This window comes from Pantoea eucrina (genome assembly GCF_002095385.1).
Classification (GTDB): Bacteria; Pseudomonadota; Gammaproteobacteria; order Enterobacterales; family Enterobacteriaceae; genus Pantoea; species Pantoea eucrina.
On sequence record NZ_MIPP01000029.1, the window covers coordinates 26,527 to 47,535 of the forward strand.

The following is a 21,009-nucleotide window of genomic DNA, read 5'->3' on the forward strand; positions in this document are numbered from 1 at the left end:
ACAGCGTGGGGGCAAAAGCGGTGCGATTCCGGCAAGGTCGAACTAAGGAACCGAAATGAGTGTGCTTCCGGTATTTGTCGTATTCGGGCTATCTTTCCCGCCCATCTTCATTGAACTACTGGTTTCGCTGGCGCTGTTCTGGCTGGTGAAACGTGTGCTGACGCCAAGCGGGATCTACGATCTGGTCTGGCATCCGGCTCTGTTTAACACGGCCCTGTATTGCTGTGTGTTTTATCTTGTATCCCGTCTATTCATCTGAGGTTTTAAGTGAAAGCGCTCATAAGAAAAATCGCGCGTTACGCGATTACGCTCCTGCTGGTTATCATCGCCGTCGTGATTGTCTTCCGCGCCTGGGTGTTCTACACCGAATCCCCGTGGACACGCGATGCTAAATTCTCTGCGGATGTGGTGGCTATCGCACCTGATGTCACCGGTCTGATCACCGACGTGCCGGTACATGACAACCAGCTGGTGAAAAAGGGCGATACGCTGTTTATCGTCGACCGGCCGCGCTATCAGAAAGCGCTGGCGCAGGCGCAGGCAGACGTGGACTACTATCAGGCGCTGGTGAGTGAAAAACGCCGCGAGGCGGGACGCCGTAATCAGCTCGGTACCAGCGCGATGTCGCGTGAGGCGATTGAACAGGCCAACAGCGATCTGCAGACCAGTGAACATCAGCTGGCGAAATCGATCGCTACCCGCGATCTGGCGGTTATCGATCTCGACCGTACCACGATCAAAGCCCCCTCTGATGGCTGGGTGACTAACCTCAATGTCTATGAGGGTGAGTTCATTACGCGCGGCTCCGTGGCGGTCGCGCTGGTACAGCAGCACTCTTTCTACGTGCTGGCTTATATGGAAGAGACCAAACTCAGCGGTGTGCGTCCGGGCTTTCGCGCTGAAGTCACGCCGCTGGGCAGCAATACCGTGTTACGCGGCACGGTGGACAGCGTGGCTGCCGGGGTGACCAACAGCAGCAGCAGCATTGATAATAAAGGTATGGCAACGGTGGACTCTAATCTGGAATGGGTGCGCCTGGCGCAGCGCGTGCCGGTGCGTATCCGTCTGGATGCCCAGCCTGGCAACCGCTTCCCGGCAGGCACAACCGCGACCGTGGTGATCACCGGCGAGCAGGATCGGCAGACCAACGTCTCGCCGCTGGCGCAATTCTTCAATCGCCTGCGTGAGTTTGGTTAAGCGGGGGCGTGATGATTGAGTTTTTGCGTTTCCCGATCAAGCTGACGTTTGCGCTGGTGGCCGCGCTGATGATTGGCTTTCACTTTCATCTGGAAACGCCGCGCTGGGCGGTGATGACGGCCGGTATTGTCGCTGGCGGCACCGCCTTTGCGGCCGGCGGCGATCCCTACTCCGGCGCGCTGCGCTATCGCGGCGTGTTGCGCATCATCGGCACCTTTATCGGCTGTATCGCCGCGCTGACTATCATGATCACCACCGTGCGTGCGCCGGTCGTGATGTTGCTGCTGTGCTGCATGTGGGCCGGTTTCTGCGTCTGGCTCTCTTCGCTGATCAAAGTCGAAAACTCCTATGCGCTTGGGCTGGCAGGCTACACGGCGCTGATTATCGTTGTAACCGCTGACGCAACCGGCGGGCTGACGCTCGCCCCCCAGTTTGCCGTTGAGCGCTGCAGCGAAATTGTGCTCGGGATCCTCTGTGCGATTCTGGCAGATATGCTGTTTTCACCGCGTTCCATTAAAAAAGTCATCGATGCCGAAGTGGATGCACTGCTGGTGGCGCATTATAAACTGCTGCAGCTCTGCGTTGCGCATGAAGATAAAGATGAGGTGGACAAAGCCTGGAGCGCGCTGGTACGCCGCACCACTGCCCTGAACGGCATGCGCAGCCAGCTGATGATGGAGTCATCTCGCTGGCAGAACAGCAGTCGCCGGCTAAAGATGCTTAATACGCTGTCGCTGACGCTGATTACGCAGGCCGCTGAGACGTTTCTTATCCAGAACTCCCGGCCCGACTATATTCCGCCGCAGTTCCGGCTGCTGCTGGAAAAAGAGGCAAACAGCGCCGGTGAGGTGCATAAGCGCATGAAAGTGCTGCGTCGCGTTATCAGCGACAGCAGCAAAACGGTTCCGGTCACGCTGGCGAGCTGGACCGGAGCAGCGACTGAATATCTGCTGCTGATCAAAGGGATTAAATGCAACAGCCGTATCAGCGCCCTTGAAGAGAACATCCTGCAGCGGGAGATTATCGTTCAGGCCCGTTCGGCTGAAACGCACCATGCGATGATCAACGGTATTCGCACCTTTGTCGCCACCGCGCTGGGGGCCCTGTTCTGGCTCTATACCGGCTGGACCTCCGGCAGTGGCTGCATGGTCATGCTGGGGGTGATCACCGCACTGGCGATGCGCATGCCCAATCCGCTGATGATGGCCAAAGATTTCTTTTACGGTATGGCGGTCGCCGTGCCGCTCGGGTTGTTCTACTTCACCTGGGTTCTGCCTGCCACGCAGCAGAGTGCGCTGCTGCTTTGCATCGCCATCGGCCTGCTCGGCTTTGTCGGCGGTATCTTTGTGCAGCGGCGGCAGATTGGCACGCTGGGCGCGCTGATCGGCACAATCAATGTGCTGGTGCTGGATAACCCGATGAAGTTTGAATTCAACGTGTTTCTCGATAACGCGCTGGGGCAGTGGATCGGCAGCTTTGTCGCCATGATGGTGATTTTGCTGATTCGCGATAAATCCAAAGCGCGTACCGGCCGCAAACTGCTGAATCGCCTGATGTATGCTGCTGTTGCAGCGCTGACGACGAATCAGGCCCGGCGCCGGGAAAACCATCTGCCGGCGCTTTATCAGCAGCTTTTTCTGCTGCTCAATCTGTTTCCGGGCGATATCGATAAATACCGTATCGCCCTGACGCTGATTATTGGTCATCAGCGGCTGCGTAATGCAGAAGTGCCGGTCAATGCGGAGCTCTCCGCTTATCACCGGCAGCTGCGACACACCGCGGATCGGGTTATCTCAGCCAGCAGCGATGATAAGCGACGCGACGCGTTCAAAACGCTGTTGCAGGAGCTGGCTGGCTATCAGGAGAAGCTGGCGCATTATAGTGCCCCTGCCAGCGTCACGGAGCCGGTCGCCCGCCTGACGCAAATGCTGGACAAATATCAGAACACCCTCATCCAGATTTAAGCCTGCCGCCCCGGGCGGCGGCGGGTTTATGCCACGCTGACACAAATCGGCTGCGCGTTGCCATCTATACTTTCCTGACGGATGCATACTGACAGGAGAATATCTATGTCCGTTTCTTTGCAGCAACATGAACTCTTCAAAACCGGCTTCTTCGCTGCGGGTCAATGGCATGCCGCCTCCGCGACGTTTGACGTAACCAATCCGGCGACCGGCGAGGTCATTGCCCGCGTCGCCAAAGCGGGTAAAGCGGAAACCGAACAGGCGATCGCTGCCGCGCAGCGCGCTTTCCCCGGCTGGCGGGATAAAACGGCCAAAGAGCGATCCGGGATCCTGATGCGCTGGTATCAGCTGATCGTGGAAAACAAACGCTGGCTTGCAGAGCTGATGACCGCCGAGCAGGGTAAGCCGGTCAAAGAGGCGGAAGGCGAAGTAGAGTATGCCGCGAGCTTTATTCAGTGGTTTGCAGAAGAGGCAAAGCGCGCTAACGGCGAGATTATTCCGCCCGCTAAACCCGGCTCGCGTATTCTGGCCACGCGTGAACCGGTTGGCGTGGTCGCGGCGATTACCCCCTGGAATTTCCCGATGGCGATGCTGACCCGTAAGCTTGGGCCGGCGCTGGCCGCAGGCTGCACCGGGATCATTAAACCGGCGAACAATACACCGCTCAGCGCGTTTGCCCTGATAGCCCTGGCGCAGCAGGCTGGCGTGCCGGACGGCGTGCTCAATGCCGTCGCGGGCGATACCCAGGCGATCAGCGACGCTATCATGGCCTCACGCGCGGTGCGCAAAATCTCGTTTACCGGCTCAACTGCCGTGGGCAAAACGCTGATGCGCAATGCGGCTGAGACGATGAAAAAGGTCTCCATGGAGCTGGGCGGCAACGCGCCATATATCGTCTTTGAAGATGCGGATATTGACGCTGCGGTACAGGGTGCGATTGCCAATAAATTCCGCAATGCCGGTCAGGTCTGCGTGAGCGTGAATCGTTTTTATATCCATGAGCAGATTTACGATCGCTTTGTTACGCAGCTGGCAGAAGCGGTTAAGCAGCTCAAAGTCGGGAACGGTATGGATGAAGGCGTAATCGTCGGGCCGCTGATCGCTGCCTCCGCGCTGGAAAAAGTTGAAGAGCATGTGCAGGATGCGGTGCGTAAAGGTGGCCGAATTGTCACCGGTGGCGAACGGCATGCGCTGGGCGGCAATTTCTGGCAGCCCACGGTCATTGCCGGGGCGCAGGAGAGCATGATGCTGGCGCAGGAGGAGACATTTGGTCCGGTTGCGGCCTGCTTCCGCTTCAGCAGTGAAGAGGAGGTAATCGGGCGGGCGAATGATACCGAATATGGTCTGGCTGCCTACTTCTATACGCAGAATCTGCAGCGGGTGTTCCGCGTCGCTGCCGCGCTGGAAGCGGGGATGATCGGTATTAATGAGTGCGCGGTCTCTACTGAGGTGGCGCCGTTTGGCGGGATTAAAGAATCAGGTCTGGGACGCGAAGGCTCAGTGCTGGGTATTGAAGAGTACCTGGAAGTCAAAGCGCTGCATCTGGGCGGTCTCTCTTAGCAGGAGGATACAGCATGCGAACCGAGCGTTTCGATTTTGATGAAATCGTCGATCAGGCCCACTTCTACAGTCAGTTTGGCGAGCGTTTTATGCTGAACGAGGCCGCTATTCGCGATCCGGACGATCTCTGGCGGGTGATGACCGGTGAACAGCTTCCGCTGCCGCTGGAAATTGTCTTCGTTAATCTGGGGAGAGGGCAGAAACGCCGGTATAGCGCACTGATCCTGCTATTTGAAAAGGCAGAAGAGGAGCTGGAGGGCCAGCTCCGCTTTACCGCTCAGTAATACAACCCAAAAAGGGCCCCGCAAAGCGGGGCCAAAGGGTTCGTCAGGGGTGACGAGGAATTACTTATAGAGTTCGGCGGTCACATGATAGCTGTCGCCGGTACGCGCTTCGATGACGCGGTAAGCACTGGCACCCTGCGCATCAGCTTTCTGAGAAAGCTGTTCGCGATAATCCATTGGTGAACCGCCGGTACCGCTGATTGAGATGGTGCTGCCAGCAGGCTGCAGATTTTGTGCTGATTCACTGGTAACCAGTTGAGCCGCAGAGGCGCCAAAGGCAAACAGAGAGAGCAGGCCAGCCGTTGCAAGAGTTGTTTTGATTTTCATGATGTATCTCCTCGTTAGCATCAACAACCTGCAGCTACACCAGAGTAAGCGGGTCGTCGATTAGCATCGGCGTTGTATCACGCCGGTTGACAGTTATTTATAGAGTTCAGCTGTAGCGTGGTATGTGTTGTCGTTATAAGCCTCGATAACACGATACGCTTTTGCGCCCTGCGCATCGGCTTTTGCATTCAGCTGCCGGTGGATATCCATTGGCGAGCCGCCCACGCCGCTGACGCTGATGGTGCCGGCAGACTGCAGGTTCGCTGCCTGATCGGCAGAAATAGAATCTGCTGCAGAAGCGCCAAATGAGAGTGCAGAGAGAATGCTTAGGGTGGCGATAGCCGCTTTAACGTTCATGGTATTTTCCTCGTCTGTGATTTTTATCTTTTTAGTTAGTGTGATTTGCGTCACGAAAAGAAGTATAGATCTAATCACGCGGGAAATTAATACTTCGCTAATAATGTTTCGTTGTTATCCTTTATCCTTATGCCACCTTTTTATAACGTTAAGTTATTAAAATCGGCTATTTTTCATCCGTTAAGCGCTTTTTTTTCGCAAAAACAGTGATCTGCGTCAAATTAACTTTTCGTGCCAAAGTTTATGGTCAATGCCGCTGCACGCTGGCGAAAAAATTAGTTAAAACGGGCGAAAGAGCGGTTACAGGCAGGAGAATATATGGCTGAGAGCAACAGGAGCTTAAAGGTCTGACCTATATTAGCCGGCCTGATAACCTTTAGCGATAAAGGCGGGGCGAAGTAACAGAGGACATCAGGTATCTGAACGCCAGAAGGTGCCGGCAGACTGGCCACCGGCAAAGAAGTGTTACAGCTCCTGCTCAAACAGCACCAGTACCGCGTCATAGAGCTGCTTAACGGTAAAAGCACGCGCCGGGGTGATGAAAATGGTGTCATCGCCGGCGATAGTACCCAGAATTCCTTCTGCTTTGCCGAGAGAATCGAGCAGGCGGGCAATCAGCTGCGCGGCGCCCGGACTGGTATGAATCACGACCAGCGCTTCATTGTAATCGATATCCAGCACCAGGTTTTTCAGCGGGCTGGTAGCGGTAGGGACGCCCAGTTCAGCGGGCAGGCAGTAAACCATCTCCATTTTCGCGTTGCGCGTGCGCACCGCGCCAAACTTTGTCAGCATGCGGGAGACTTTTGACTGATTGATATTTTCAAAGCCATCTTCCTGCAGCGCCTGCACGATTTCGCCCTGAGAGCTGAATTTTTCTTCTTTAAGCAAGGCTTTAAATGCCTTGATAAGGTCGTCTTGTTTTGAAGGATTACGCATAAGCTACCAATGAATGAGAGGCGCAGCAGGCAACAAGCCTGCAGCTGATAAATTATTATGCATTTAGATGAATTTTTATGCAATGCGTCAGCAGCGACTTTCGCCATACGTCCGCGCGGGACGGGCATTCTAGCAGAAACTGGCTACGCACCAAAATCGCGCGCTGACGCGCAAAGCAGAGGTTGCAAAGTTGTTATATTATTGACGTGGTAACAACCAGATCGACGATCAAAGCCGTATATCTCTGCTGGCTGCGGTAAGATCATTCAGGTGCTTCTGAAACAGAGCGGTATCGGAAGCGGATAGCAGCATGCTGCCTGTGCGCAACGGCTATGTCGCTATCGCCTGAGATGTTGACTAAACTCGTAAGCTGATGGATTTCTGGCATATCTTTGCCCCATCTTAATAAGGAGTTCAGGATGAAAGTTGCCGTTCTCGGAGCCGCTGGCGGTATTGGCCAGGCGCTGGCTCTGCTGCTCAAAACGCAGTTACCCGCGGGTTCCGCCCTCTCTCTCTATGATATTGCACCGGTCACGCCTGGCGTGGCGGTCGATCTCAGCCATATCCCTACCGCTGTGACGGTTGAAGGTTTCAGCGGTGAAGATGCCACCCCTGCGTTGAAGGGGGCCGACGTGGTCCTGATTTCTGCCGGGGTAGCGCGTAAGCCCGGCATGGATCGCGCGGATTTGTTTAACGTTAACGCGGGCATTGTCCGAAACCTGATCGCGCAGGTAGCCAGCACGGCGCCCAAAGCGCTGATTGGCGTCATTACTAATCCGGTTAATACCACCGTGGCGATCGCCGCAGAGGTGCTGAAAAAAGCCGGCGTTTACGATAAAAACCGGCTGTTTGGCGTCTCCACGCTGGATGTCATTCGTGCTAATACCTTTGTCGCTGCGCTCAAGGGTAAACAGCCAGGAGAAGTAGAGGTGCCGGTCGTGGGCGGCCACTCTGGCGTGACCATTCTGCCGCTGCTGTCGCAGGTGCCGGGCGTCAGCTTCAGCGAGCAGGAGATCGCCGATCTTACAAAGCGTATTCAGAACGCCGGCACCGAAGTGGTAGAAGCCAAAGCGGGTGGCGGATCGGCGACTCTCTCAATGGGGCAGGCCGCCGCACGCTTTGGTCTGTCGCTGATCCGTGCGCTGCAGGGTGAGGCCAATGTAGTTGAATGCGCCTATGTCGAAGGCGACGGTGAATATGCGCGCTTCTTCTCTCAGCCGCTGCTGCTGGGGAAAAACGGGATTGCCGAACGTCGCCCGCTGGGCACGCTGAGCGAATTTGAACAGCAGGCGCTGCACGGTATGCTGGAGACGCTGAAAAAAGATATTGCGCAGGGTGAAGAGTTTGTGAAGCAGTAACTCCTGTTACGCAGTGTGAAACGCCCGGCTGAAGCCGGGCGTTTTTGTTACAGTCCGCCAGATTTGAAGGTCTGCGTCGCCGCCGTGCCATTGCCGGCAGGCGTTTTGCGTCCCAGCGTTTCCATACGTACCTGGAAGGGCGGGAAAGGCATCTCAATATTGTGCTCCGCGAAGCCCCGCAGAATGAGCTGATGCAGCTCATGCCGTAGCGGCATGCGATGGCCCATCTCTGCCGCATGCACGCGCAGCTCAAACAGCTGAATACCCTGCTGCAGGTCCACCAGGTAAACTTCCGGCGGCGGCATATCCAGCACATAGGTGCAGCGCTCGGCCGCCTGTTTCAGTATGGTGGTGGCTTCTTCACTGTTTACGCGCGCCGGCGCCGGAATCGTCAGCACCACACGCGTAACGGAATCTGACAAAGACCAGTTCACGAACTGCTCGGTAATAAACGCTTTATTGGGCACGATAATCTCTTTCCGGTCCCAGTCGGTAATGGTGGTCGCGCGGGTGTTAATACGCGTAATGCTGCCGGTAAGATCGCGAATAGTGACGGTATCGCCGATGCGGATCGGTTTTTCAAACAGTATAATCAGGCCGGAGATAAAGTTGGCAAAAATCTCCTGCAGGCCAAATCCGAGCCCAAGACCCAGTGCAGCGACCAGCCACTGCAGCTTTGACCACTCCACGCCAATCATTGAGAAGCCTATCAGGCCCCCCATCAGCATCAGCGCATATTTGGTCAGCGTTGTAATGGCGTAGCCGGTACCCGGCGCGAGGCTGAGATGCTGCAGCAGCGCCAGCTCCAGCAGCGCCGGCATATTGCGGACCAGCTGCGTGGTGATGATCAGCACCAGAATGGCGATAAGCACCGCACCCAGCGTGATAGGCTGCACGCTCTCAACGCCCTGAACCGTGGTACTGGCATCCCAGAGCGGAATGTTATCGAGGAAGCTAAACGCGGAGTGGATTTCCGACCAGAGCAGGATCACCGATACCAGTGCAATCAGCGTCAGGATAGAGCGCACCAGCCGCAGCGACTGCGCACTGATGGCATCGAGGTCAATCACCGGCTCATCAATTTCAATGGTGTCAGTATTGGTGGCGCTCTGCTGCTCTTTTTCTTCTTCACTGCGGGCGCGATTGGCCAGCATATCAGCGCGACGCTGGCGGGCGCGATCGAACGCAATGCGTCGGCGCTGAATCAGCATCCAGCGGCGAATAATGTGATAAATCACCAGCAGGAAGAACCAGATACAGACTGAGGTTTCCAGGCGAGCCAGCAGCGCCTGGGCGGTTGCCAGATAGCCGATGCAGGATGCAAAAGCGGCCACCAGCGGAATGGCGATCATCAGGTTCCACAGGATGCGATTGACAAAATTATCACCGCTGCCCTCTTTATCAAGATAAAGCGGAATACCGGCGCGCTTCAGGCTGACCGTGACAATGCTCAGTGCACCGCAAATCAGCACAAAACAGAGTCGTCCCAGCGTCGCGGAAAACTGCGGATCTTCCAGATTGGCAAAGGCGATCAGCAGCATGATCAGCGGTACAATCAGCCCAACCGTCAGCGAATAGTAGCGCATGGCGCGCGCCACCCGCGTCTGCGGCCAGCGAAAATGCACGACAAACAGGCCGTCGTGACGGGCAAAGGCGGCGCTGATCATAAACGCCCACAGCAGAGGCAGCGTGGCGGTAATGCCATCCCCTATCGCCACGGCAAACGGATAGGGCCACGCATGCTGCAGGCCATACCCCAGTGCCGCCCAGAGCACCGGCAGCGGCAGCGCCACCAGAATGGACCAGAATACCGTCCGCAGCGTCAGGCTGAAGCGATCCTGTGTCACTTTGCCCACGCGGCTGGCGGCGCGCGCCATAAACGCGTTGTAGTGGCGGCGTGAGCTGATGCTGAAACCCACCAGCAGCACGGCACCCATAATCGGCAGCACCGTTTCACGACTGGTAAACATCATGGCCAGCGCTTTGCCCATCTGACCCAGCGTATCCAGCGACAGCAGGCGGGTGAGGGCGCTTGCTACCTCAAGGGGATACTTCAGGCCCACCGGACTGACATCTGCCGTCCAGAAGAGGTAACGATGCGTCGCCTCTTTAACTTCGCTGAGCGCATCCTGCAGCTGCGTGTTTGACACCCGCAGCTTAGTGATCTCCAGAATCAGCGTATCGCAGCCGGAGATCAGCGAATTAAGCAGTTCACGCTGGGTGCGCAGCTGCGCGTCCAGGATCCGGCTCTGTTCGCTGGTATAAGGCGTGCCATCTTCCTGCTTCTCTTTACGCAATGTCTGCTGACGCTCGAGCAGTGACTCATAGTGCAGCCGCTGCACCCGCAGCTCGCCCATTTCGCTATCGATCTGCTGTGCTTTTGGCATATCGGGCAGACGGGCTACCTGCGCGCGCAGTGCTTCACCCAGCAAATTAGAGGCGCCCAGCCACTGTGACTGCTCGCGCAGCGTGCTCAGCGCCTGGCGCACCTGCAGCGTCTGATTAGTTGCCAGACGCTGCTGCGAGGCGACCAGATCCATACGCTGCGCCTGCTGATTCAGATCGGCAGAGAGCTGACGATTAATACGCAGCTGCTCGCTAATGGTGGGCGGCAGATCGCCGCTGTTTTCCGCCAGCTGCTCCGTGCGCTCCAGCGCCAGTTCCGCCTCGCGCTGACGCTGATTGTTCAGCTGGCTGCGCAGCGCCTGCAAATAGTTATCCAGCTGCGTGGCTTTCCGCTGATGCACTTCTGCCCGCATGCGCGCCAGTTCCTGACGGTTATTGGCTGAAAGCTGCGCCAGCTCCAGCTCATCCACCCGGGCTTTGCTCGCTGCGCTTTCCGCCTGACGGGCATACACCTGCGCCTGGGCAAGGGGTGACGCGTTGTTTGAAATGCCCTGCGCGCGACGCTCATTCTCCGTCATGGCACGGCGCGCATCAGTCTGCTGCTGCGGCAGCTGCGCCAGCGAGTCGCTGATTTCACGTGCGCGGTCCTGCTCCTGCTGCGCCTGCCGTCCCTCTTCCAGCAGCTGGCTGCTGACCTGGAGTATTTCCTGATCCAGTTCCGCATTGCTCATGTTGCTGCGTACGGGTTTGCTGGTCTCGTTCAGCGTGGCGATCTGCTGGCGCAGTTCGCGTGCCAGCCGGGGAAAATCGTCGATCACCTGCTGATACTGCTTCGCCCGCTCCAGCGAGTCGCTGCGTTCAGAGAGAAAATTGATGGCCGCTTCCAGCGCCTGCACCTGTTCGGTTTGTGCAGGACTGTTTTTAGCGGATTTCGCCTCATCCAGCTCCTGCTGCAGCTGCGTAGTGGAGGGGAGGGAGGCGGCACAGAGAGGGCTGCTGAGCACGAGGCTCAGCAGTAGAACAAGGAAAGCGCGCACGGGAGCAGGTCTCTGATTATTGAGTCAGCGGGGCGCTGTCGCCAGACTGCGGCAGTGCAATAGCCAGCGGCTGGCCGAGACGCGTTTTACTTTCCGCCTCCAGGCTTTCCGCCAGTTTTACCCGGTCAGGAGCGAACAGGTTGATCACGGTTGAACCCAGCTTGAAACGGCCCATTTCCTGACCTTTCAGCAGTACGACCGCACCATCATGTTCGGCAGAAGGATAGCGCCAGCGTTTGATCACACCTTCACGCGGCGGCGTCACGGTTCCTGCCCAGACAGTTTCAATACTGCCGACGATAGTGGCACCCACCAGAATTTGCACCATCGGGCCGTGATCGGTATCAAATACGCAGATAACGCGCTCATTACGCGCAAACAGATTAGGAATATTGCGCGCCGTGAGCGGGTTAACGGAGTAGAGGTCGCCCGGCACGTAGATCATTTCACGCAGAATGCCGTTGCAGGGCATATGCACGCGGTGGTAGTCGCGCGGGGCAAGATAAGTGGTAACGAACTCCCCATCAATAAACTTCTCTGCCAGCTCGTCGTTGCCTGCCAGCAGCGCCTGCAGCGTATAGTAGTGTCCTTTCGCCTGAAAAATCTGATCGCCGGTGATGCGGCCCAGCTGGCTGATCGCGCCGTCACACGGCAGCGCCAGCAGCGAGGCGTCAGGATCGACAGGGCGGGCACCCTCTTTCAGCGGGCGGACAAAGAAATCGTTGAACGTGCGATAGCTGCCGGTATGTGGCTTACTGGCTTCCGCCATATCAACTTTATAGAACCAGACGAAAGCATCAATGACCGCTTTGGTCAGCCAGCCACCGCGGCGACTGGCGCCCCAGCCGGCGAGTTCGGTCAGCGCCTTCTTGGGCAGAATATGATTCAGGCCGAGTTTAAAACGATCAAACACCGTTGCCTCCTGGCTTAATACCTGTGGTTTACGTAAAAAAGGGGGGGCGGATTGTAGCAGCGCCCCGGTGAGTTAGCGACTATGTCGTTTTACCGATCAATCTTCATCGGCAGAAAAGTTTTTACGCGTTTTTACCTGCGCCATACTCTCAAGAATACGGTGGTAATTATCAAAGCGCGACGCGTTGATCAGGCCATTCTCTACCGCTTCACGGATTGCGCAGCCGGGATCGGTATCGTGCTTGCAGTCGCGGAACTTACAGCTGCCGAGAAATTCGCGGAATTCGATAAACCCGCGGGTAACCTGTTCCGGCTCAAGATGCCACAGGCCAAATTCACGCACTCCGGGTGAGTCGATTACATCGCCGCCGTGCGGGCAGTGGTAAAGACGTGAGGCGGTCGTGGTGTGCTGACCCAGTCCGGACACATCCGACACATCATTGGTCAGAATCTCACTGCCGGCAACATCCAGTCCCAGCAGCCGGTTCAGCAGGCTCGATTTACCCACGCCTGACTGGCCGGCAAAAATGCTGACGCGCCCGGTCAGTGCCGCTTCCAGATCTTTCAGGCCATCCTGTGCGTAGCTGGAGACCATCAGCACGCGATAGCCGATATGGCGATAGATATCCATCTGCTCATCAACAAACGCACGCGCGTCACTATCCAGCAGATCGATCTTGTTGAGTACCAGTAACGGCTCAATACCCAGCGTTTCGCTGGCGACCAGATAGCGGTCGATAATATTGAGCGAAAGCTCCGGCAAAATAGCTGACACGATCATGATCTGATCGATATTGGCCGCGATAGGCTTTACGCCGTCATAAAAATCGGGGCGGGTCAGCACGGTTTTACGCTCGTGTACCGCTTCAACGATACCTTTACCGCCATTTTCATTCGCTGCACGCCATACAACGCGATCGCCGGTAACCAGCGAGCGGATAGTGCGGCGGATATTACAGCGATGCACTTCGCCCGCCTGGTCTTCGACATCTGCGTGCATGCCAAAGCGGCTGATCACCACGCCCTCAGACGCATCGCCAAACAGGCTATCATCAGGCTCCGGTTTTTCACTCCGTTGCTGCAGACGACGCTGATGGTTTGCGCTTACGCGACGTTGTTGACCCTTCGACAGTTTATTTTTGCTCACGCATCCTCTCACGCTTTCGCCAGGCTTCGCCCCGCTGGGCAAAACGTCTATGATACACCTTAACGCGGTCGAATGACGACACTGGCAACGGATGGAAAATAGATGACAGCTGGAAACGAAAATAACCTGATCTGGATCGACCTTGAAATGACCGGACTCGATCCGCTTCGCGATCGCATTATTGAGATCGCGACGATCGTTACCGATGCAAACTTAAACGTGCTCGCTGAGGGGCCGGTACTGGCGGTGCATCAGTCTGATGAGCAGCTGGCCCTGATGGATGAGTGGAACGTGCGGACCCATACCGGCAGTGGCCTGGTTGAGCGGGTCAAAACGAGTCAGTATGACGATCGGGCGGCAGAACAAGCCACGCTGGCGTTTCTGCAGCAGTGGGTGCCTGCCAACACTTCACCGATTTGCGGCAACAGCATCGGTCAGGATCGCCGTTTTCTGTTTAACTATATGCCAGAGCTGGAAGCCTACTTCCATTACCGCTATCTGGATGTCAGCACGCTGAAAGAGCTGGCGCGACGCTGGAAACCGCAGATCCTGCCGGGCTTTAAAAAAGCGGGTACGCACCAGGCGCTGGATGATATTCGCGAGTCAATCGCGGAGCTGGCGTACTATCGCGAGCATTTTTTGCAGCTTTAACGGCCTGAAATGCACAGTAAAGCATCATTTTGTCGATTAAATCAGCAAACGCGCTGAAAGCGCAAAATTTTGCGATAAGAGGCTTGCGGCAAAAACGAATTCTCGTATAATGCGCACCCCGTACCGATGAAGAATTTCGTGTGGTGCGCAGCAGTAAAGCATCAGCGTTTATCCCTCCGCGTGAAAGTTACGCCGGTTCAGATAGTCGCGATGATGATGCGGGAATAGCTCAGTTGGTAGAGCACGACCTTGCCAAGGTCGGGGTCGCGAGTTCGAGTCTCGTTTCCCGCTCCAGATTTAAAGATGTAGTCAGATACCAATATCAGATGTTTTGCTTTGCCGCATAGCAGCAGGCTGAATATCAACGATAATGCGGGAATAGCTCAGTTGGTAGAGCACGACCTTGCCAAGGTCGGGGTCGCGAGTTCGAGTCTCGTTTCCCGCTCCAGAATCTGTTTTGTAGTAACCTCTTTGCGGGAATAGCTCAGTTGGTAGAGCACGACCTTGCCAAGGTCGGGGTCGCGAGTTCGAGTCTCGTTTCCCGCTCCAGTTTTCTTATTCACGATTGTTTCCTGCCTGCGGGCGTCATCAGACATTAAGCACTGCTTTTGCTCTTTCTGCAGTCTGCGTTGTTCTGAACATTACACACGCTGTGTCAGCGTCGATATTGCCGATGGTTTGCTGCATACCGCTGCAAGTTATCCACAATTTGTCCGTGCCTGAAAGGCGGCGTTATACCCATCATGCAAAACCCTTTTAAACAGAGTTATCCACAAGCTCTGGCTCGACGCCTGCGCGTTATTCAGCAAATATAAGTTTACAATTTACATTCAAGTAATTGTTTTTATTATATAAATCACTATTTCATTATGTTAATGGTCTCTATAGACCACGCATGCTTGTGCGTCACTATTTTTATAAAAAAATCTTATGCACAGCGTGTGGACAAGCCTGTGTGCAGCAGATGCGCTCAATCATGCATCACGTGTCAGACCCTTTTCCACGGCGCGGACTAAACGCAGCGTTTTCGCAGGCTGCACCTCAATAACTTCAGCTGCGCGCTTCTGCTGCTGCTGATCCAGCGCCCAGTCAATATGCTCATCCAGCAGCGGATCTTCACCGCGTCGCTGCTGCAGCGCCGCCACGCATTCATCTGACCAGGGGGCATTGCCCAGCGCCACGGCAATGTTGCGCAGCCAGCGCAGATGACCGATTCGCCGGATTGCCGAGCCTTCCGTCACGCGCAGAAAACGCGCCTCATCCCAGCCAAACAGCGCGGTCAGCTCTGGCGCATGCAGTACCGCACGCGGTGAAAAGTCCGCTTCATCCGTCAGCTGGCTGTAGCGGTTCCAGGGACAGATCAGCTGGCAGTCATCACAGCCATAAATACGGTTGCCGATTAGCGGGCGAAACGCTTCAGGGATGGCGCCTTCCAGCTCAATGGTGAGGTAGGAGATACAGCGCCGCGCATCCACAACATAGGGCTCCACAATGGCCCCGGTCGGGCAGATTGTCATGCAGGCGACGCAGCGGCCACACTGCTCCTCCTGGGGAGCATCAACCGGCAGCGGCAGATCGATCAGCAGTTCACCGAGAAAAAACCATGAGCCTGCTTCACGATTCAGAATCAGTGAATGTTTTCCGGTCCAGCCGAGGCCCGCTTTCGCCGCCAGCTGCCGCTCCATTACGGGAGCGGAATCCACAAACGGGCGAAAATTGAGTTCACTGCAGTGTGCCTGGATCATTTCTCCGAGCTTTTTCAGACGATTGCGCAATACTTTGTGATAGTCGCGACCCAGCGCATAGCGGCTAACGTAGCCAAGCTGAGGATTTTTCAGGGTTTGGGCAAAAGCCGCTTTTGCAGGCAGATAGTTCATGCGGACGCTGATCACCCGCAGCGTGCCGGGCAACAGTTCATGCGGACGCGCACGCATCATGCCGTGACGCGCCATCCATGCCATCTCACCGTGATACTGCTTGTCCAGCCACGCCTGGAGCTTTGGCTCTTCGGCACGTAAATCGGTGTCGCAGATGCCGACCTGCTGAAAGCCGAGGTCGCGGCCCCACTGTTTAATCTGTTGAGCAAGCTGTTGAAGATCGAGAGGGTATGACATGAGAAACCAGGCAGTTGATGCAAACGCGCGCAGTTTATCACACTCTGTCTGGCCTGCGCAGGCCATGGCGCAGCTGGAGCAGGATGCAGCAGACAGCTGGGGCTGACGCTTTATGAACTGATGCAGCGCGCCGGTCAGGCGAGCTTTACCCTGGCGCGCCAGAGCTGGCCAGAAGCCGGGCACTGGCTGATCCTGTGCGGCCACGGCAACAACGGCGGTGATGGCTACGTCATTGCGCGGCTGGCTCAGGCAGCCGGTATGGCGGTCACGCTGCTGGCGTGTGAGGGCAGCAGGCCGCTGCCTGATGAAGCACGGCAGGCGCGCGAAGCCTGGCTGGACGCAGGCGGCGAGATCCATGCCGCAGACAGCCCGTGGCCGGAGCAGGTCGATTTAATTGTGGACGCGCTGCTGGGCACCGGCCTCAGCCGCGCGCCCGCGGCACCTTATGCACCCCTGATTGAAGCGATCAATCAGCACACCGCGCCGGTACTGGCTATCGACGTGCCGTCTGGCTTACTGGCGACGACCGGTGCCACGCCAGGTGCGGCGGTTGTCGCCAGTCGCACGCTGAGCATGATTGCGCTGAAGCCGGGTCTGCTGACGGGAAAAGCACGCGATCATGTCGGTGAGCTGCGCTGCGATACGCTGGGCCTTGATGCCTGGCTCAGCGGGCAACAGGCGCCTGTCCGGCGCTATGCAGCGGAGCACCTGACGCGCTGGCTTAAACCGCGCCAGGCGACCTCGCATAAAGGCGATCACGGACAGCTGCTGATTATTGGCGGCGACAGCGGTACTGCCGGCGCCATCCGTATGACCGGCGAGGCGGCACTACGCAGCGGTGCCGGACTGGTGCGCGTGCTGACGCAGGCTGATAATATCGGTCCGCTTATTACCGCACGCCCTGAGCTGATGGTTGATGCATTTACGCGCGAAAAACTGCATAACGCGCTGGCGTGGGCGGACGTCGTGGCGATTGGGCCGGGTATGGGACAACGCGACTGGGCACAGCAGGCGCTGCAGCAGGTCGCGGCCTGTGAAAAGCCCATGCTTTGGGATGCAGATGCGCTTAACCTGCTGGCAATCAATCCGGATAACCGTCAGAATCGCATCATTACGCCGCATCCCGGCGAAGCGGCCCGGCTGCTCGGAGTAAAAACCAGTGAAATCGAGCACGATCGCCTGCAGGCCGCGCAGACCCTGGCCCGGCGTTATGGCGGAGTCGTGGTTCTGAAAGGCGCCGGTACGGTCATTGCCAGCGCCGCGGGCGATATTGCCATTGCTGATGTCGGTAACGCCGGTATGGCGTCGGGCGGCATGGGCGATACGCTGAGCGGTATCATTGCGGCCCTGCTGGGCCAGCAGCTTTCGCTGTTTGAAGCCGCCTGTGCGGGCTGCGTGGTACACGGCGCAGCGGCCGATGCAGTTGCCCGTCAGCACGGAACGCGCGGTATGTTAGCCACTGATTTGTTTGAGCAACTGTGGCAGTTTGTTAATCCAGAGATGATGCAATAATAACGCATGAAAACCTGTGTAATTTCTTTGCCCGATGAGGCGGCAACCCTGAAAATGGGTGCGCAACTGGCTCGCGTTTGCAGCAGCGCGGCCGTTATTTATCTGTATGGCGATCTGGGCGCCGGTAAAACGACGTTCAGCCGCGGCTTTCTGCAGGCGCTCGGTCATCAGGGCAATGTTAAAAGCCCGACCTATACGCTGGTTGAGCCCTATGAGATTGGCGATCGTACCCTCTATCATTTCGACCTCTATCGCCTGGCCGATCCGGAAGAGCTGGAGTTTATGGGTATCCGCGACTATTTCAGCGGTGAGGCGCTCTGTCTGGTTGAATGGCCGCAGCAGGGCGCAGGCTTTCTGCCCGAGCCCGATCTTTCACTGACGCTGCGTTATGCAGAAACGGGGCGTGAAGCAGAAATCACGGCGGTTTCCGCACACGGCGCCGTGCTGCTGGAGCAGATGCAACAGGGAGATCCGGCATGAAGCCACGGATAAAAAGCATCGTGCTGGTCGTGCTCTGCCTGTTTTCCGCTACGTCATTTGCCGCCACGCTTTCAGATATTAAAGTTGAGAACGGGGCGAATCAGGCAACGGTGACGCTCAGCTTCAACGGCCAGCCGGTATACGGTTTTTTTCCGCTGCATAACCCTGACCGGGTGGTGCTGGATATTCGCCAGAGCGGCACGATCAAAGGGCTGCCGCTGAGCTTCAGCGGTGAAAACATCGTGCAGCGCATTCGCAACAGCCAGCCTAAAGATGCCCAGAGCATCCGGCTGGTATTTGATTTAAACCAGTCCACTAAAACGCGCGCTGCGACGCAGCGTGACGGCAATAATTATCGCGTGGTGTTTACCCTGCGCGGCACCCGGCCGGTAAATCGCAGCAGCACCGCAGCCGCGCCGGTTACCGCTGCGCGCCAGAGCGCCAGCGTAGCCAGCAGCCAGGGCAATCCGTTTGATGGCAATCCGGTCACCGCGGTGACCAACAGCAACACCACGATACGTCCGGGCGGCGCGGTTACCCTTAACGATGCGGTGATTGTGGCCATTGACGCCGGTCATGGCGGGCAGGATCCGGGAGCGATGGGGCAGCGCGGGCTGCGGGAAAAAAACGTTACTATCGCCATTGCACGCAAGCTTAAAGCGCTGCTGGATCGGGATCCGATGTTTAAACCGGTGCTGACGCGCAACGGCGATTACTTTATCTCGGTGATGGGACGTTCAGAGGTTGCCCGCAAAGAGAACGCCAATTTGCTGGTCTCTATTCACGCCGATGCGGCGCCAAACCACTCGGCAACCGGCGCTTCCGTCTGGGTGCTGTCAAACCGGCGCGCCAATAACGAAATGGCAAACTGGCTGGAGCAGAAAGAGAAACAGTCTGAGCTGCTGGGCGGAGCGGGCGATCTGCTGGCGAACAGCCAGGCCGATCCCTATCTCAGCCAGGCGGTGCTGGATCTGCAGTTTGGCCACTCGCAGCGCGTCGGTTATGACGTAGCGGTCAAAGTTCTGCAGCAGTTACGCGGCATCACGCCGCTGCATAAACGGTTGCCGGAGCACGCCAGCCTTGGCGTGTTGCGTTCACCCGATATTCCATCTTTACTGGTTGAAACCGGCTTTATCAGTAACGCCGGGGAGGAGCGGCTGCTTGGCAGCAGTGCGTACCAGGAAAAAATTGCGCTGGCGATCCATAAAGGCCTGCGCAGTTATTTCCTCGCACATCCGTTACAGTCCGTCCCAAAGCAGGAAAACCGGCCGCTGGACAGCGCACCAGCGGTTAGCGTCGCCAGCAATCCCGCCAGCGGAACCGTACAGTATACGGGCGTGACGCAGCGCCACACGGTAACGCGCGGCGAAACGCTGTCGGGAATCGCCGCAAAGTATGGGGTCAGCATGGCGACGCTGCGCGATCTCAACAACCTGAAGCGCGACGTGGTCTGGGTGGGGCAGCGCCTGAAAGTACCTGCCGGCAGCCGCGTCAGCACGACGGCTGCACGCCCGGCGCGCCACAAAGTGGTTCGCGGTGATTCGCTGACGGCCATTGCCGTGCGTTACGGCGTGAGTCCGAAAGCGATTATGCAGGCCAATAATATGAAGTCAGACAATGTAATGCTGGGACAGAATTTAAAAATTCCTCAATCCTGATCGCTGGCCTTCGGGCCAGCAAGCTACAAGGATCACCACCATGCCTATACAGATTTTACCGCCGCAGCTGGCAAACCAGATTGCCGCTGGCGAAGTGGTTGAGCGTCCGGCATCGGTTGTAAAAGAGCTGGTGGAGAACAGCCTCGATGCCGGCGCAACGCGTATCGATATCGATATTGAAAAAGGCGGAGCCCGGCTGATTCGCATTCGCGATAATGGCTGCGGTATTCCCAAAGCAGAGCTGGCGATGGCGCTGGCGCGTCACGCTACCAGTAAAATTGCGTCGCTGGACGATCTCGAAGCGATAGCCAGCCTTGGCTTTCGCGGTGAAGCGCTGGCCAGCATTAGTTCAGTTTCCCGTCTGACGCTGACCTCACGCACCGCCGATCAGCAGGAAGCGTGGCAGGCGTACGCCGAAGGGCGTGATATGCAGGTCACCGTTAAGCCGGCGGCCCATCCGGTGGGAACCTCGCTGGAGGTGCTGGATCTGTTCTACAACACGCCGGCCCGGCGCAAATTTATGCGCACGGAAAAAACGGAGTTCACCCATATTGATGAAGTGATCCGTCGCATTGCGCTGGCGCGTTTTGACGTCGCGATTTCGCTCACGCACAACGGTAAACTGGTGCGTCAGTACCGCGGCGTGACGCAGACGTCGCAACAGGAACGACGTCTGGGCGCGATCTGCGGTACGGCATTTATGCAGCATGCGCTGCGTATCGACTGGCAGCATGACGATCTGGCGCTGCGCGGCTGGGTAGCCGATCCGGCTGGCGCGCGGCAAACTCCGGACCTGCAATATTGCTACGTCAACGGTCGTATGATGCGCGACAAGCTGATCAACCATGCCATCCGCCAGGCCTGGCAGGCCCAGGGGGGCGACGATCAGCAGCCTGCCTATGTACTCTATCTGGAGATCGACCCGCATCAGGTTGATGTCAACGTTCATCCTGCCAAGCATGAAGTGCGCTTTCACCAGTCGCGACTGGTGCATGACTTTATCTGGCAGGGCGTGATGAGCGTGCTGCAGGCGAGCCGCAGTGCGGAGCTGCCGGAAGTCGCGGCAAAAGAGCCTGCTGCACCGTGGCAGCCAGAGAACCGTCAGGCCGCCGGCGGTAACCATTTTGCTCAGCCTGCCGCTGCCCCATCCCGGCCTGACGACGCCGCCG

The 21,009-nt window shown here is 57.2% G+C and carries 17 protein-coding genes, 3 tRNA genes and 1 pseudogene; 14 read left to right on the top strand and 7 right to left on the bottom strand.

From position 1 onward, the window contains the following. The first annotated feature begins 55 nt into the window (after positions 1-55). The 5 genes from aaeX (at position 56) to HA43_RS12965 (ending at position 5,005) form a co-directional block, all read left to right on the top strand. A complete protein-coding gene (gene aaeX / locus HA43_RS12945; RefSeq protein ID WP_065648072.1) occupies positions 56-259 on the top strand; it encodes a p-hydroxybenzoic acid efflux pump operon protein AaeX in 204 nt (67 codons plus the stop codon). An 8-nt stretch (positions 260-267) separates the two neighbouring features. Then, on the top strand, positions 268-1,197 hold the full coding sequence (gene aaeA / locus HA43_RS12950) for a p-hydroxybenzoic acid efflux pump subunit AaeA (RefSeq protein ID WP_094111846.1): 930 nt from the start codon (positions 268-270) through the stop codon (positions 1,195-1,197). A gap of 11 nt (positions 1,198-1,208) precedes the next feature. Further along, complete coding sequence (gene aaeB / locus HA43_RS12955; RefSeq protein ID WP_094111847.1) at positions 1,209-3,161, top strand: p-hydroxybenzoic acid efflux pump subunit AaeB; 1,953 nt, start codon at positions 1,209-1,211, stop codon at positions 3,159-3,161. A gap of 105 nt (positions 3,162-3,266) precedes the next feature. Further along, on the top strand, positions 3,267-4,721 hold the full coding sequence (locus tag HA43_RS12960; RefSeq protein WP_094111848.1) for an NAD-dependent succinate-semialdehyde dehydrogenase: 1,455 nt from the start codon (positions 3,267-3,269) through the stop codon (positions 4,719-4,721). Positions 4,722-4,735: 14 nt separating this feature from the next. Then, entirely contained in the window at positions 4,736-5,005 is a 270-nt protein-coding gene (locus HA43_RS12965) for a barstar family protein (protein WP_094111849.1), read from the top strand. 60 nt (positions 5,006-5,065) lie between these two features. Here HA43_RS12965 and yhcN (HA43_RS12970) read toward each other — a convergent pair whose 3' ends face one another. From yhcN (HA43_RS12970) to argR, 3 genes are all read right to left on the bottom strand, one after another. Continuing rightward, positions 5,066-5,332 carry a peroxide/acid stress response protein YhcN gene (yhcN, locus tag HA43_RS12970; protein WP_039380672.1) on the bottom strand — a complete coding sequence of 89 codons (267 nt, stop codon included), beginning with the start codon at positions 5,330-5,332 and terminating at the stop codon, positions 5,066-5,068. A 93-nt stretch (positions 5,333-5,425) separates the two neighbouring features. Beyond that, the gene (yhcN, locus tag HA43_RS12975) at positions 5,426-5,689 is read right to left on the bottom strand and encodes a peroxide/acid stress response protein YhcN (RefSeq protein ID WP_094111850.1); all 264 of its coding nucleotides are present in this window, start codon (positions 5,687-5,689) and stop codon (positions 5,426-5,428) included. Positions 5,690-6,154: 465 nt separating this feature from the next. Further along, entirely contained in the window at positions 6,155-6,625 is a 471-nt protein-coding gene (gene argR, locus HA43_RS12980; protein ID WP_039380667.1) for a transcriptional regulator ArgR, read from the bottom strand. A 419-nt stretch (positions 6,626-7,044) separates the two neighbouring features. Between argR and mdh the strand changes: the two genes are divergently transcribed. Continuing rightward, positions 7,045-7,983 carry a malate dehydrogenase gene (gene mdh / locus HA43_RS12985; protein WP_094111851.1) on the top strand — a complete coding sequence of 313 codons (939 nt, stop codon included), beginning with the start codon at positions 7,045-7,047 and terminating at the stop codon, positions 7,981-7,983. Between the two features lie 47 nt (positions 7,984-8,030). Here the strand turns inward: mdh and mscM are convergent, their stop codons facing one another. The 3 genes from mscM to rsgA all read right to left on the bottom strand — a co-directional run bounded on the left by mscM (position 8,031) and on the right by rsgA (position 13,425). Then, positions 8,031-11,366, bottom strand: a complete 3,336-nt coding sequence (gene mscM / locus HA43_RS12990; RefSeq protein ID WP_094111852.1) for a miniconductance mechanosensitive channel MscM — start codon at positions 11,364-11,366, stop codon at positions 8,031-8,033. A gap of 16 nt (positions 11,367-11,382) precedes the next feature. After that, the gene (gene asd / locus HA43_RS12995; protein ID WP_094111853.1) at positions 11,383-12,279 is read right to left on the bottom strand and encodes an archaetidylserine decarboxylase; all 897 of its coding nucleotides are present in this window, start codon (positions 12,277-12,279) and stop codon (positions 11,383-11,385) included. Positions 12,280-12,375: 96 nt separating this feature from the next. Beyond that, positions 12,376-13,425, bottom strand: coding sequence for a small ribosomal subunit biogenesis GTPase RsgA (gene rsgA, locus HA43_RS13000; protein WP_039380655.1), 1,050 nt, complete (start codon positions 13,423-13,425; stop codon positions 12,376-12,378). 102 nt (positions 13,426-13,527) lie between these two features. Between rsgA and orn the strand changes: the two genes are divergently transcribed. From orn to HA43_RS13020, 4 genes are all read left to right on the top strand, one after another. Further along, positions 13,528-14,076, top strand: coding sequence for an oligoribonuclease (orn, locus tag HA43_RS13005; RefSeq protein ID WP_039380653.1), 549 nt, complete (start codon positions 13,528-13,530; stop codon positions 14,074-14,076). A 218-nt stretch (positions 14,077-14,294) separates the two neighbouring features. Beyond that, positions 14,295-14,370 (top strand) — tRNA-Gly (locus tag HA43_RS13010). Positions 14,371-14,448: 78 nt separating this feature from the next. Continuing rightward, a tRNA-Gly gene (locus HA43_RS13015) sits at positions 14,449-14,524 on the top strand. Between the two features lie 25 nt (positions 14,525-14,549). Further along, a tRNA-Gly gene (locus tag HA43_RS13020) sits at positions 14,550-14,625 on the top strand. Positions 14,626-15,050: 425 nt separating this feature from the next. On the opposite strand, the gene queG is transcribed toward HA43_RS13020, so the two are convergent. Then, positions 15,051-16,190, bottom strand: coding sequence for a tRNA epoxyqueuosine(34) reductase QueG (gene queG, locus HA43_RS13025; protein WP_094111856.1), 1,140 nt, complete (start codon positions 16,188-16,190; stop codon positions 15,051-15,053). Between queG and nnr the strand changes: the two are divergent. From nnr to mutL, 4 genes and pseudogenes are all read left to right on the top strand, one after another. Then, positions 16,189-17,702, top strand: a pseudogene (nnr, locus tag HA43_RS13030) (bifunctional ADP-dependent NAD(P)H-hydrate dehydratase/NAD(P)H-hydrate epimerase). The gene queG and the pseudogene nnr sit on opposite strands and share 2 nt — an antisense overlap. Before the next feature lie 6 nt (positions 17,703-17,708). Next, a complete protein-coding gene (tsaE, locus tag HA43_RS13035; RefSeq protein ID WP_039380649.1) occupies positions 17,709-18,182 on the top strand; it encodes a tRNA (adenosine(37)-N6)-threonylcarbamoyltransferase complex ATPase subunit type 1 TsaE in 474 nt (157 codons plus the stop codon). Next, positions 18,179-19,840 (top strand): N-acetylmuramoyl-L-alanine amidase AmiB, encoded by a 1,662-nt coding sequence (gene amiB, locus HA43_RS13040; protein ID WP_094111854.1) that lies wholly within the window; start codon positions 18,179-18,181, stop codon positions 19,838-19,840. Before tsaE ends, amiB begins: the two co-directional genes overlap by 4 nt. A gap of 40 nt (positions 19,841-19,880) precedes the next feature. Then, the coding region (gene mutL / locus HA43_RS13045) for a DNA mismatch repair endonuclease MutL (RefSeq protein ID WP_094111855.1) at positions 19,881-21,009 on the top strand (1,129 nt) is incomplete at its 3' end.